General features: G+C 71.6%; 11 protein-coding genes. 10 read left to right on the top strand and 1 reads right to left on the bottom strand.

Going from position 1 to position 12,467, the window contains the following annotated elements; all coding sequences use genetic code 11:
- The first annotated feature begins 28 nt into the window (after positions 1-28).
- A complete protein-coding gene (efp, locus tag P2424_RS03170) occupies positions 29-595 on the top strand; it encodes an elongation factor P (protein WP_075002913.1) in 567 nt (188 codons plus the stop codon).
- 2 nt (positions 596-597) lie between these two features.
- Positions 598-1,023: a transcription antitermination factor NusB gene (nusB, locus tag P2424_RS03165; RefSeq protein ID WP_276474274.1), complete on the top strand. Its 426-nt coding sequence runs from the start codon at positions 598-600 to the stop codon at positions 1,021-1,023.
- A gap of 324 nt (positions 1,024-1,347) precedes the next feature.
- On the opposite strand, the gene bldD is transcribed toward nusB, so the two are convergent.
- A complete protein-coding gene (gene bldD, locus P2424_RS03160) occupies positions 1,348-1,848 on the bottom strand; it encodes a transcriptional regulator BldD (RefSeq protein ID WP_019356149.1) in 501 nt (166 codons plus the stop codon).
- Positions 1,849-2,086: 238 nt separating this feature from the next.
- Between bldD and pyrR the strand changes: the two genes are divergently transcribed.
- From pyrR to pyrF, 8 genes are all read left to right on the top strand, one after another.
- Positions 2,087-2,737 carry a bifunctional pyr operon transcriptional regulator/uracil phosphoribosyltransferase PyrR gene (gene pyrR, locus P2424_RS03155; protein ID WP_276474273.1) on the top strand — a complete coding sequence of 217 codons (651 nt, stop codon included), beginning with the start codon at positions 2,087-2,089 and terminating at the stop codon, positions 2,735-2,737.
- Between the two features lie 193 nt (positions 2,738-2,930).
- On the top strand, positions 2,931-3,971 hold the full coding sequence (locus P2424_RS03150) for an aspartate carbamoyltransferase catalytic subunit (protein ID WP_276474272.1): 1,041 nt from the start codon (positions 2,931-2,933) through the stop codon (positions 3,969-3,971).
- Position 3,972: 1 nt separating this feature from the next.
- Positions 3,973-5,268 carry a dihydroorotase gene (locus P2424_RS03145; protein ID WP_276474271.1) on the top strand — a complete coding sequence of 432 codons (1,296 nt, stop codon included), beginning with the start codon at positions 3,973-3,975 and terminating at the stop codon, positions 5,266-5,268.
- 14 nt (positions 5,269-5,282) lie between these two features.
- The gene (locus P2424_RS03140) at positions 5,283-5,882 is read left to right on the top strand and encodes a hypothetical protein (RefSeq protein ID WP_276474270.1); all 600 of its coding nucleotides are present in this window, start codon (positions 5,283-5,285) and stop codon (positions 5,880-5,882) included.
- Positions 5,882-7,036 (top strand): glutamine-hydrolyzing carbamoyl-phosphate synthase small subunit, encoded by a 1,155-nt coding sequence (carA, locus tag P2424_RS03135; protein WP_276478802.1) that lies wholly within the window; start codon positions 5,882-5,884, stop codon positions 7,034-7,036. The genes P2424_RS03140 and carA overlap by 1 nt, the downstream gene beginning before the upstream one ends.
- Complete coding sequence (gene carB / locus P2424_RS03130) at positions 7,029-10,349, top strand: carbamoyl-phosphate synthase large subunit (protein WP_276474269.1); 3,321 nt, start codon at positions 7,029-7,031, stop codon at positions 10,347-10,349. Before carA ends, carB begins: the two co-directional genes overlap by 8 nt.
- Before the next feature lie 99 nt (positions 10,350-10,448).
- Entirely contained in the window at positions 10,449-11,564 is a 1,116-nt protein-coding gene (locus P2424_RS03125) for a quinone-dependent dihydroorotate dehydrogenase (protein WP_276474268.1), read from the top strand.
- Complete coding sequence (gene pyrF / locus P2424_RS03120; RefSeq protein ID WP_276474267.1) at positions 11,561-12,430, top strand: orotidine-5'-phosphate decarboxylase; 870 nt, start codon at positions 11,561-11,563, stop codon at positions 12,428-12,430. Before P2424_RS03125 ends, pyrF begins: the two co-directional genes overlap by 4 nt.
- Positions 12,431-12,467: the final 37 nt, after the last annotated feature.

Below are 12,467 nucleotides of genomic sequence, written 5' to 3'. Positions count from 1 at the left end.
CGCAGCAGTCTCAGGAGATTCCGCAACCGTGGCATCCACGAACGACCTCAAGAACGGCATGGTGCTCAAGCTCGACGGCGGCCAGCTCTGGTCCGTTGTCGAGTTCCAGCACGTCAAGCCCGGCAAGGGGCCGGCTTTTGTCCGTACGAAGCTGAAGAACGTCCTCTCCGGCAAGATCGTCGACAAGACGTTCAACGCGGGTACCAAGGTCGAGACGGCCACTGTGGACCGACGGGACATGCAGTTCTCGTACATGGACGGCGACTACTTCGTCTTCATGGACATGCAGACCTTCGACCAGCTCCACATCGACCGCAAGACCGTCGGTGACGCGGCCAACTACCTGATCGAGGGCTTCGACGCCACGGTCGCGCAGCACGAGGGCGAGGTGCTCTACGTGGAGCTGCCGGCCGCCGTCGAGCTCAAGATCAAGCACACCGAACCGGGCGTCCAGGGCGACCGCTCCACCGGCGGCTCCAAGCCTGCCGAGCTGGAGACCGGCTACAGCATCCAGGTGCCGCTCTTCATCACCACCGATGAGAAGATCAAGGTCGACACGCGCTCCGGCGAGTACCTCGGCCGGGTGAACAGCTAACCGTGGCCGCACGCAACAAGGCCCGCAAGCGTGCCTTCCAGATCCTCTTCGAGGCCGACCAGCGTGGTGCCGACGTGCGCACCGTGCTCGCGGACTGGTTGCGGCTCGCCCGGACGGATTCCCGGCAGCCGCCGGTCTCCGAGTACACGATGACCCTCGTCGAGGGCTACGCGGGCAACGCCGCGCGTATCGACGAGCTGCTGTCCACCTACGCGGTCGACTGGACCCTGGACCGGATGCCCGACGTGGACCGGGGCATCCTGCGCCTGGGCCTCTACGAGCTGCTGTGGGTGGACGACGTGCCCGACGCGGTCGCCATCGACGAGGCCGTCCAGCTCGCCAAGGAGTTCTCGACGGACGAGTCGCCGGGCTTCATCAACGGCCTGCTCGGCCGCTTGAAGGAGCTCAAGCCGACGCTCCTGCGCTGACACCCGCCCGCCGCGACGGGGAGAGGTTTCCGCTCTTCCCGCCGGCAGGGGGTGTCCGGCCCGGTGGCCGGGGAGAACTGCTGCGACCGCCGGCAGAGCGGCCGCACGAAACGGAACCGGCGGTGCCGGCCGACGCACGACCCGTCCGAGGACGAGTGGGGCCGGTCCGGCACCGCCGGTCTGCGCCGCGGAGCGGATCGCCGCCGCGCGGCGGGCAGGGAGCCCGGCGCCGACGGATGTGCTGCCCGACGTCGAGGAGCCGACCCCTCGACGGGACGGGGGACGTGCCTCCTCGGTGAAGGGGGTCGGACCTTGTCGTACGGGTCAGACCTCTTCGTGCGAGACGGCCCGGCGGGCGTCCGCGTCGAGCACGCCCCAGCCGATGAGCTGCTCCGTCAGCACGGAGGGCGACTGGTCGTAGATGACGGCCAGGGTCCGCAGGTCGTCCTGGCGGATGGAGAGGACCTTGCCGTTGTAGTCCCCGCGCTGCGACTGGATCGTCGCCGCGTACCGCTGGAGCGGGCCCGCCTTGTCGGCCGGGACGTGGGCCAGGCGCTCCAGGTCGAGCACCAGCTTCGGCGGCGGCTCGGCGGCCCCGCCCGGAGTGGTGCCCGGCAGCAGCTCCTGCACCGGCACTCCGTAGAAGTCGGCCAGCTCGGCGAGGCGCTGCACGGTCACGGCCCGGTCGCCGCGCTCGTACGAGCCCACCACGACCGCCTTCCAGCGGCCCTGGGACTTCTCCTCGACACCGTGGAGGGAGAGGCCCTGCTGGGTGCGGATGGCGCGGAGCTTGGCTCCGAGCTGTTTGGCGTATTCGCTGGACATATGGCTCCCCGGACGCTGTTTCGCTGAGCGGCTGCGCCATGTGGTTCGCTGCGCCGCGCGCTTCGTAACTCACTGTGAGGTTACGCAGCGTAATGTGCCGCGTCAAGCCGAGGGGGGCCGAACGGCTGGCTCCGCCCCCTCGCACGGACCGGTGAGCGGGCCCTGGTAGCGTTGACGGGCAACAGCAAGACGTCCTTTAAGGCCCGTCCCGTGAGGCGGGGAAGGAGGTCCGACTTTCATGGACGACCACACTCCGAGCCTGCATCCGGCGCGCCCCGTGCTGGAGGCCCCGGACATCATGCGGGTGCTCACCCGTATCGCCCACGAGATCGTCGAGCGCGCCAAGGGCGCCGACGACGTGGTACTTCTCGGCATTCCCACCCGCGGCGTCTTCCTCGCCCGGCGGCTGGCCGCCAAGCTCCAGGAGATCACCGGCAGCGCGATCCCGGTCGGCTCGCTCGACATCACGATGTACCGGGACGATCTCCGCCTCGGCCCCGCGCGGGCTCTCGCGCGCACCGAGATCCCGGCCGACGGGGTCGACGGACGGCTCGTCGTGCTCGTCGACGACGTGCTCTATTCCGGCCGCACCATTCGTGCCGCTCTGGATGCCCTGGGTGACATCGGCCGTCCGCGCGCGGTTCAACTCGCCGTCCTCGTGGACCGCGGTCACCGCGAGCTTCCGATCCGCGCCGACTACGTCGGCAAGAACCTGCCCACCTCGCAGCGCGAGACCGTCAAGGTCCAGCTCACCGAGGAGGACGGGCACGACGGCGTGCTGCTCGGCACCCGGGTTCCCGCACCCGAGGCGTCCGGCGCGACGTCGGAGGCGGCGTCCGGCGCCGAGAGAGCGGCAGCCGCCCGCCCCGGCACCGCCCCGGCGGGCTAGCGCCCGCCGCCACCGCGCCACACACGCACGCCGTAGGCGCCCGCGCGGTGCGCATGCCGCGCGCGGCACCACCACGCGCGCCCGCCACGCTCCCCGGTCCGCCCGCACGCGCACGCCGCCCCGGCGCGCGCGCCCGCGCGCGAGCTGCTCGCGACGACCTCACATCCCACCCACGGAAGGCCCAAGGCAACAGATGAAGCGTCACCTCATCTCGGCCGCCGACCTCACCCGCGACGATGCCGTCCTCATCCTCGACACCGCCGAGGAGATGGCCCGGTTCGCCGACCGGCCGATCAAGAAGCTGCCCACCCTGCGCGGCCGCACCATCGTCAACCTCTTCTTCGAGGACTCCACCCGCACCCGGATCTCCTTCGAGGCGGCCGCCAAGCGGCTGTCCGCCGACGTCATCAACTTCTCCGCCAAGGGCTCCTCCGTCTCCAAGGGCGAGTCCCTCAAGGACACCGCGCTGACCCTGGAGGCCATGGGGGCCGACGCCGTGGTCATCCGGCACCACGAGTCCGGGGCCCCGCACCGGCTGGCGACCTCCGAGTGGATCGGCGGCTCCGTGATCAACGCGGGCGACGGCACCCACGAGCACCCCACCCAGGCCCTGCTGGACGCCTTCACGGTGCGCCGCCGGCTGGTGGGCCGGGAGGGGGCCGCCCTCGACGGCCGGCGGATCACGATCGTGGGCGACATCCTGCACAGCCGGGTGGCCCGCTCCAACGTCCATCTGCTGAGCACCCTGGGCGCCCACGTCACGCTCGTCGCGCCGCCCACCCTGCTGCCCATCGGTGTGGAGCGCTGGCCGTGCGAGGTCTCCTACGACCTGGACGCCGTGCTGGCCAAGTCCGACGCCGTGATGATGCTGCGTGTCCAGCGGGAGCGGATGAACGCGGCCTTCTTCCCCACCGAGCGTGAGTACGCCCGCCGGTACGGCCTCGACGGCGAGCGCATGGCGCGGATGCCCGAACACGCCGTGGTGATGCACCCCGGACCGATGAACCGCGGTATGGAGATCACCGCTGAAGTCGCCGACTCGCCCCGCTGTACCGCGGTCGAACAGGTCGCCAACGGTGTCAGCATCCGGATGGCCGTGATGTATCTGCTGCTCGGCGGCGCCGAACCGGCCCTCTCCCGCTCCGAGGAGAGCCGTGCCGAGCACGTGCCCGCCGAGGCCGCATCCACCGCGGCAGCCCGCACCGGGGCGGCCCGTACCGAGGAGGACAACTGAGATGACTGAGCAGAAGAAGACGCTGCTGCGCGGTGCCAAGGTCCTCGGCGGCGAGCCGCAGGACGTCCTGATCGAGGGCACGGTGATCGCCGGTGTCGGACCGGGGCTGGAGGCGGCCGACGCCGAGGTGGTCGAGACCGGCGGCGCCGTGCTCCTGCCCGGCCTGGTCGACCTGCACACCCATCTGCGCGAGCCCGGTCGCGAGGACTCCGAGACCGTGCTGACGGGCACCCGGGCCGCCGCCAAGGGCGGCTACACCGCCGTGCATGCCATGGCCAACACCTTCCCCGTCGCCGACACGGCGGGCGTGGTCGAGCAGGTGTGGCGGCTGGGCAAGGAGTACGGCTACTGCGACGTGCGCCCGGTCGGAGCCGTCACCGTCGGCCTGGAGGGCAAGCAGCTCGCCGAACTGGGGGCCATGCACGACTCCGCCGCGGGAGTGCGGGTCTTCTCCGACGACGGCAAGTGCGTCGACGACGCGGTGATCATGCGGCGCGCACTGGAGTACGTGAAGGCGTTCGACGGCGTCGTCGCCCAGCACGCCCAGGAGCCGCGGCTGACCGCCGGGGCCCAGATGAACGAGGGCATCGTCTCGGCCGAGCTGGGCCTGCAGGGCTGGCCCGCCGTCGCCGAGGAGTCGATCATCGCCCGGGACGTGCTGCTCGCCGCGCACGTCGGCTCGCGGGTGCACATCTGCCACCTGTCGACCGCCGGCTCCGTGGAGATCGTGCGCTGGGCCAAGTCCAAGGGCTGGGACGTGACCGCGGAGGTCACCCCGCACCACTTGCTGCTCACCGACGAACTCGTCCGGTCCTACAACCCGGTCTACAAGGTCAACCCGCCGCTGCGCACCGAGGCCGACGTGCTCGCGCTCCGCGAGGCGCTGGCCGACGGCACCATCGACTGCGTCGCCACCGACCACGCCCCGCACCCGCACGAGGACAAGGACTGCGAGTGGGGTGCGGCCGCCATGGGCATGGTCGGCCTGGAGACCGCGCTGTCCGTGGTGCAGCACACCATGGTCGACACCGGGCTGCTGGACTGGGCGCAGGTCGCCGACCGGATGTCCCACCGGCCCGCCGCGATCGGCCGGCTGGCGGGGCACGGCCGCCCCGTCTCACCCGGTGAGCCGGCGAACCTGGTTCTTCTGGACGCGGACTACCGTGGACAGGTGGACCCCGCGGGCTTCGCCTCCCGCAGCGCCAACACCCCCTACCAGGGTCGTGAGCTGCCCGGCCGCGTCATCCGCAGCTGGCTGCGGGGTCGGCCGACGGTCGTTGACGGGAAACTCGTGTGATCAGTGTGAGCGGTGTGAGTGCAACAACCAACCTCCCTCTGCTCGGCCTCGCCGCCGAGCAGAAGTCACAGCAGGTCACCGACTGGGCCGCCCGGATCGGCTGGGTCGTGGGGCTCGTCCTGTTCATCGCGCTCCTCTACTGGCTGATGCGGCAGGGCTGGAAGTGGCGCGGCACCCTCCAGGGCGACCTGCCGGAGCTGCCGCAGCGGCCCGAGCACCCCGACGAGCCGCTGCTGACCGCCACCGGCCGCTATCACGGCTCCACGAGCGCGGGCCAGTGGCTCGACCGGATCGTCGCGCACGGCCTGGGCACCCGCAGCCGCGCCGAGCTGACGCTCACCGCGCGGGGACTGGACGCACACCGGCCCGCGGCGCAGGACTTCTTCGTCCCCGCCGACCGGCTGCGCGGTGCCCGCCTCGACACCGGCATCGCCGGCAAGGTGCTCACCGAGGGCGGCCTGCTGGTCGTCACCTGGGAGCACGGCGGACGACGGCTGGACTCCGGATTCCGCCTCGACCACTCCGCCGACCAGACCCGATGGGTCGAGAAGATCAACGCAATGTGCGGCGACAACGGCGTCGCGGCAATGCAGCAGCACGAGGAAGGCGCATGATGACGACCTCCACCAGGGGAGCGACCGGAACCACGGCGGAACCCGCCCTTCTCGTCCTGGAGGACGGCCGCACCTTCCGCGGACGCGCCTACGGGGCCGTGGGCGAGGCCTTCGGCGAAGCCGTGTTCTCCACCGGGATGACCGGGTACCAGGAGACCCTCACCGACCCCTCCTACCACCGCCAGGTCGTCGTCATGACGGCCCCGCACGTCGGCAACACCGGCGTCAACGACGAGGACCCCGAGTCGGCCCGCATCTGGGTGGCCGGCTACGTCGTCCGCGACCCCGCGCGCACCCCCTCCAACTGGCGCGCCACCCGCACCCTGGACCAGGAGCTGCGCGACCAGGGCGTGGTGGGCATCAGCGGCGTCGACACCCGCGCCCTCACCCGCCACCTGCGCGAGCGCGGCGCCATGCGCGTCGGGATCTTCTCCGGCGGGGCCTGCGCCGGCGGCGAGGAGAAGCTGCTGGCCCGGGTGCGGGAAGCACCCGCGATGAAGGGCGCCGACCTCGCGGGCGAGGTCGCCACTCGGCAGGCGTATGTCGTCCCCGCGGTCGGTGAGAAGCGCTTCACCGTGGCGGCGGTCGACCTCGGTATCAAGGGCATGACCCCGCAGCGGATGGCCGAGCGTGGGGCGGAGGTGCATGTGCTTCCCGCCACCGCCACCGCCGAGGACGTCTACGCCGTGGCACCCGACGGCGTCTTCTTCTCCAACGGCCCCGGCGACCCGGCCGCCGCCGAGCACCCGGTGGCCCTGATGCGCGAGGTCCTGGACCGCGGCACCCCGCTGTTCGGCATCTGCTTCGGCAACCAGATCCTCGGCCGCGCCCTCGGGTTCGGCACGTTCAAGCTCAAGTACGGCCACCGCGGGATCAACCAGCCCGTCCAGGACCGTACGACCGGCAAGGTCGAGGTCACCGCGCACAACCACGGTTTCGCCGTGGACGCGCCGCTCGACCGCGTCACCGAGACCCCTTACGGACGTGCCGAGGTCTCGCACGTCTGTCTGAACGACGGAGTGGTCGAGGGGCTGCGGCTCCTGGACAGGCCCGTCTTCAGCGTCCAGTACCACCCCGAAGCGGCAGCGGGACCGCACGACGCCGCCTACCTGTTCGACCGCTTCGTCAAGCTCATGGAGGACCAGCGTGCCTAAGCGCACCGATATCCAGTCCGTCCTGGTCATCGGCTCAGGACCGATCGTCATCGGGCAGGCCGCCGAGTTCGACTACTCCGGCACCCAGGCGTGCCGCGTGCTCAAGGCCGAGGGCCTGCGCGTGATCCTGGTCAACTCCAACCCGGCCACGATCATGACCGACCCGGAGATCGCCGACGCCACCTACGTCGAGCCGATCACCCCCGACTTCGTCGAGAAGATCATCGCCAAGGAGCGCCCCGACGCGCTGCTGCCCACCCTCGGCGGCCAGACGGCGCTCAACACCGCGATCTCCCTGCACGAGGCGGGCACCCTGGACGCCTACGGCGTCGAGCTGATCGGCGCCAACGTCGAGGCCATCAACAAGGGAGAGGACCGCGACCGGTTCAAGGAGGTCGTCGAGGCCGTCCGCGGCAAGATCGGGCACGGCGAGTCCGCGCGCTCCTACATCTGCCACTCCATGGACGACGTGCTGCGCGGCGTCGAGGAGCTCGGCGGCTACCCCGTCGTCGTGCGCCCCTCCTTCACCATGGGCGGCGCCGGCTCCGGCTTCGCCCACGACGAGGAGGAGCTGCGCCGTATCGCCGGACAGGGCCTCACCCTCTCGCCCACCACCGAGGTGCTCCTGGAGGAGTCCATCCTCGGCTGGAAGGAGTACGAGCTGGAGCTGATGCGCGACCACAACGACAACGTCGTGGTCGTCTGCTCCATCGAGAACTTCGACCCGATGGGTGTGCACACCGGCGACTCGATCACCGTCGCGCCCGCCATGACCCTCACCGACCGCGAGTACCAGGTGCTCCGGGACATCGGCATCGCCGTCATCCGCGAGGTCGGGGTCGACACCGGTGGCTGCAACATCCAGTTCGCCGTCAACCCCGCCGACGGCCGCATCGTCGTCATCGAGATGAACCCGCGGGTCTCCCGGTCCTCGGCGCTCGCATCCAAGGCCACCGGATTCCCCATCGCGAAGATCGCCGCGAAGCTCGCGGTGGGCTACACGCTGGACGAGATCCCCAACGACATCACCGAGGAGACCCCGGCCTCCTTCGAGCCCACGCTCGACTACGTCGTGGTCAAGGCCCCTCGGTTCGCCTTCGAGAAGTTCCCCGCCGCGGACTCCCGGCTGACCACCACCATGAAGTCGGTCGGCGAGGCCATGGCCATCGGCCGGAACTTCACCGAGGCCCTGAACAAGGCGCTGCGCTCGCTGGAGAAGAAGGGCAGCCAGTTCGACTTCGCCACCCCGGTCTCCGAGCTGGGCGACAAGGCCGAGCTGCTCGTCGAGGCCGAGCGGCCCACCGACGGCCGGATCAACACGGTGATGGCCGCCATCCGGGCCGGCGCCACTCCGCAGGAGGTCTTCGACGCGACGAAGATCGACCCCTGGTTCATCGACCAGCTCTTCCTCGTCAAGGAGACCGCCGACGAGATCGCCGCGGCCCCGGAGCTGAGCCCGGCGATGTTCGCCGAAGCGAAGCGCCACGGTTTCTCGGACGCGCAGATCGCCGCCGTCCGCTCGCTGCGCGAGGACGTGGTGCGCGAGGTGCGCCACGCACTGGGCATCCGCCCGGTCTACAAGACCGTGGACACCTGCGCGGCCGAGTTCGCCGCCCGCACGCCGTACTTCTACTCCTCCTACGACGAGGAGAGCGAGGTAGCGCCCCGCGAGAAGCCCGCGGTGATCATCCTCGGCTCCGGGCCCAACCGCATCGGCCAGGGCATCGAGTTCGACTACTCCTGCGTCCACGCCTCCTTCGCGCTGGGCGACGCCGGGTACGAGACCGTGATGGTCAACTGCAACCCGGAGACCGTCTCCACCGACTACGACACCTCCGACCGGCTCTACTTCGAGCCGCTCACCCTGGAGGACGTCCTGGAGATCGTCCACGCCGAGCAGCAGGCCGGCCCGGTCGCCGGGGTGCTCGTCCAGCTGGGCGGCCAGACCCCGCTGGGGCTCGCCCAGGCGCTCAAGGACAACGGCGTGCCCATCGTCGGCACCTCGCCGGAGGCCATCGAGCTGGCCGAGGAGCGCGGCGCGTTCGGCCGGGTGCTCACCGAGGCCGGGCTGCCCGCCCCCAAGTACGGCACGGCCTTCTCCTTCGAGCAGGCCAAGGGCATCGCCGCCGAGATCGGCTACCCCGTCATGGTCCGCCCCTCCTACGTGCTGGGCGGCCGCGGCATGGAGATCGTCTACGACGAGGCGTCGCTGGAGTCCTACCTGGAGCGGCACGCCGGGCTGATCGAACAGCATCCGGTCCTCATCGACCGGTTCCTCGACGACGCCATCGAGATCGATGTGGACGCACTCTACGACGGTCACGAGCTCTACCTCGGCGGCGTCATGGAGCACATCGAGGAGGCCGGCATCCACTCCGGCGACTCCGCCTGCGCGCTGCCACCGATCACCCTCGGCGGCTACGACGTCAAGCGGCTGCGCGCCTCCACCGAGGCCATCGCCCGCGGCGTCGGGGTGCGGGGTCTGATCAACATCCAGTTCGCGATGGCCGGCGACATCCTCTACGTGCTGGAGGCCAACCCGCGCGCCTCCCGCACGGTGCCGTTCACCTCCAAGGCCACCGCCGTTCCGCTCGCGAAGGCCGCGGCCCGGGTGTCGCTGGGTGCCACCCTCGCCGAGCTGCGCGCCGAGGGCCTGCTGCCCGCCGAGGGCGACGGCGGCGACCTGCCGCTGGACGCGCCGATCTCCGTCAAGGAGGCGGTCATGCCCTGGAGCAGGTTCCGCGATGTGCAGGGCCGCGGCGTGGACACGGTGCTGGGCCCGGAGATGCGCTCGACCGGCGAGGTGATGGGCATCGACTCGGTCTTCGGCACCGCCTACGCCAAGTCCCAGGCCGCCGCGTACGGGGCCCTGCCGGGCAAGGGCCGGGCCTTCGTCTCGGTCGCCAACCGGGACAAGCGCTCCCTGATCTTCCCGGCCCGGGAGCTGGTGGCCATGGGCTTCGAGCTGCTGGCGACCTCCGGTACCGCGGAGGTTCTCAAGCGCAACGGGATCAACGCCACCGTCGTCCGCAAGCAGAGCCAGGGCACGGGCCCGGCCGGGGAACCGACCATCGTGCAGCTCATCCACGACGGTGAGGTGGACCTGATCGTCAACACCCCGTACGGGACGGGCGGCCGGCTGGACGGCTACGACATCCGTACGGCGGCCGTCGCGCGGGCCGTTCCCTGCCTGACGACCGTGCAGGCGCTGGCCGCCGCCGTGCAGGGCATCGACGCGATGGCCCGCGACGAGGTCAGCGTGCGGTCGCTGCAAGAGCACGCCCGGCACCTGGTCGCCTCCCGCAGGAGCTGACCCCCGGCCCCAGTCCGTTCCGCCTCCGGGGCACCGCCACGGCGCCCCGGAGGCGGAACGGACTGCCGGGGCGGCTCCCCTCACAGGAACCCCTCCCTCATGTACAGACTCCTCTTCCGTACCGTCTTCTGCCGGATGGACCCCGAGCGGGCTCACCACCTGGCCTTCTCCTGGATCCGCAGGGCGGCGGCCACTCCCGTGCTCCGCACCTTCGCGGCAGCGGCCCTCGCCCCGCGCGACCGGAGCCTCCGCGTCGAGGCGCTGGGCCGCCGCATGCACGGCCCGTTCGGCCTCGCCGCCGGGTTCGACAAGAACGCCGAGGGGATCGACGGGCTCGCCATGCTCGGCTTCGACCACGTCGAGGTCGGTACCGTCACCGGCAGCGGCCAGCCGGGCAACCCGAAGAAGCGGCTGTTCCGCCTGGTCGAGGACCGTGCGCTGATCAACCGGATGGGTTTCAACAACGAGGGCGCGGCCGCCGTCGCCGCGCGGCTGGCCGCCCGGCGGCCCGTCTTCCGCCCGACACTGGGCATCAACATCGGCAAGACGAAGGCGGTGCCGGAGTCGGCGGCGGTCGGCGACTACGTCACCTCCACCGAGGCGCTGGCGCCGCACGCCGACTACCTGGTCGTCAATGTCTCCTCGCCCAACACCCCCGGCCTGCGCGACCTGCAGGCCACCGAGCACCTGCGGCCCCTGCTGACCGCCGTACGGGAGGCGGCCGACCGGGCGGTGCCCGGGCGGCGCGTCCCGCTCCTGGTCAAGATCGCGCCCGACCTGGCGGACGAGGACGTCGACGCCGTCGCCGACCTGGCCGTCGAGCTGGGCCTGGACGGGATCATCGCGACCAACACCACCGTCGCCCGGGACGGGCTCGGCCTCACCTGCGCGCCGGAGCTGGCTGCCGAGACCGGCGGGCTGTCCGGCGCGCCGGTCGCCGACCGCTCACTGGAGGTGTTGCGGCGGCTGTACGCGCGGGTCGGTGACCGGCTCGTCCTGGTCGGTGTCGGCGGTGTCGGGACCGCCGAGGACGCCTGGCGCCGCATTCTGGCGGGCGCCACCCTGGTGCAGGGGTACACGGCCTTCCTGTACGAGGGCCCGTTCTGGATGCGCCGGATGCACCGGGGACTGGCCCGGCTGCTGGCGGCCAGCCCGTACGCCACCCTCGCCGAGGCCGTCGGCGCCGAACACCGCCGCCGGGAGGGCACCGCATGACAGCTCAGGGGACGACTACGGGGGGCGCCGAGACCCCGGAGCCCTTCGGGGCGCGGCTGCGCCGTGCCATGGACACCCGGGGGCCGCTGTGCGTGGGGATCGATCCGCACGCCTCCCTGCTGCACGCCTGGGGTCTGGCGGACGACGTCGCGGGGCTGGAGCGGTTCAGCCGCACGGTCGTGGCGGCGCTGGCCGACCGGGTGGCCGTGCTCAAGCCGCAGTCGGCGTTCTACGAGCGCTTCGGCTCGCGCGGTGTCGCCGTGCTGGAACGCACGGTGTCCGAGGCCCGGGAGGCCGGGGCACTGGTCGTGATGGACGCCAAGCGCGGCGACATCGGCTCCACCATGGACGCCTACGCCGCGGCCTACCTCGACCCGGACAGCCCGCTCTTCTCCGACGCGCTCACCGTGAGTCCCTATCTGGGCTTCGGCGCGCTCGCGCCGGCCGCCGAAGCGGCCGCGGCGAGCGGCGCGGGGCTCTTCGTACTGGCGCTCACCTCCAACCCGGAGGGACGGGAGGTGCAGCGCGCGCTCGGCGAGGGCGGTTGCACGGTGGCGGCGACGGTGCTGCGCCGGCTGGCGGACCTGAACGCGGGCGCCGGGCCGCTGGGCTCCTTCGGCGCGGTCGTCGGCGCCACGCTCGGTGATCTGTCGGCGTTCGACCTGGCGGTGAACGGGCCGCTGCTCGCGCCGGGTATCGGGGCGCAGGGGGCGACCCCGGCGGATCTGCCCGCGGTCTTCGGAAACGCGGTCCGCAACGTGGTGCCGAGCGTCAGCCGGGGGGTGCTCCGGCACGGCCCCGACGAAACCGGACTGAGAGATTCCGCGACGGCGTTCGCGGACGCGGTCCGCACCGTCGTGACCTGAGCCGTCGTGGTCGCCGTCGTGGTTTTGGAGCGGCCGG

The organism is Streptomyces sp. WMMB303, assembly GCF_029351045.1.
In the GTDB taxonomy this organism is placed as follows: domain Bacteria; phylum Actinomycetota; class Actinomycetes; order Streptomycetales; family Streptomycetaceae; genus Streptomyces.
This window is presented reverse-complemented; position numbering and strand designations above follow the sequence as displayed.

Coding starts and splice junctions, on each gene's coding strand:
- bldD (WP_019356149.1), bottom strand. CDS start 1,848: ATGTCCAGCGAATACGCCAAACAGCTCGGAGCCAAGCTCCGCGCCATC.
- pyrF (WP_276474267.1), top strand. CDS start 11,561: ATGACAGCTCAGGGGACGACTACGGGGGGCGCCGAGACCCCGGAGCCC.
- P2424_RS03150 (WP_276474272.1), top strand. CDS start 2,931: ATGAAGCGTCACCTCATCTCGGCCGCCGACCTCACCCGCGACGATGCC.
- carA (WP_276478802.1), top strand. CDS start 5,882: ATGACGACCTCCACCAGGGGAGCGACCGGAACCACGGCGGAACCCGCC.
- P2424_RS03125 (WP_276474268.1), top strand. CDS start 10,449: ATGTACAGACTCCTCTTCCGTACCGTCTTCTGCCGGATGGACCCCGAG.
- P2424_RS03145 (WP_276474271.1), top strand. CDS start 3,973: ATGACTGAGCAGAAGAAGACGCTGCTGCGCGGTGCCAAGGTCCTCGGC.
- pyrR (WP_276474273.1), top strand. CDS start 2,087: ATGGACGACCACACTCCGAGCCTGCATCCGGCGCGCCCCGTGCTGGAG.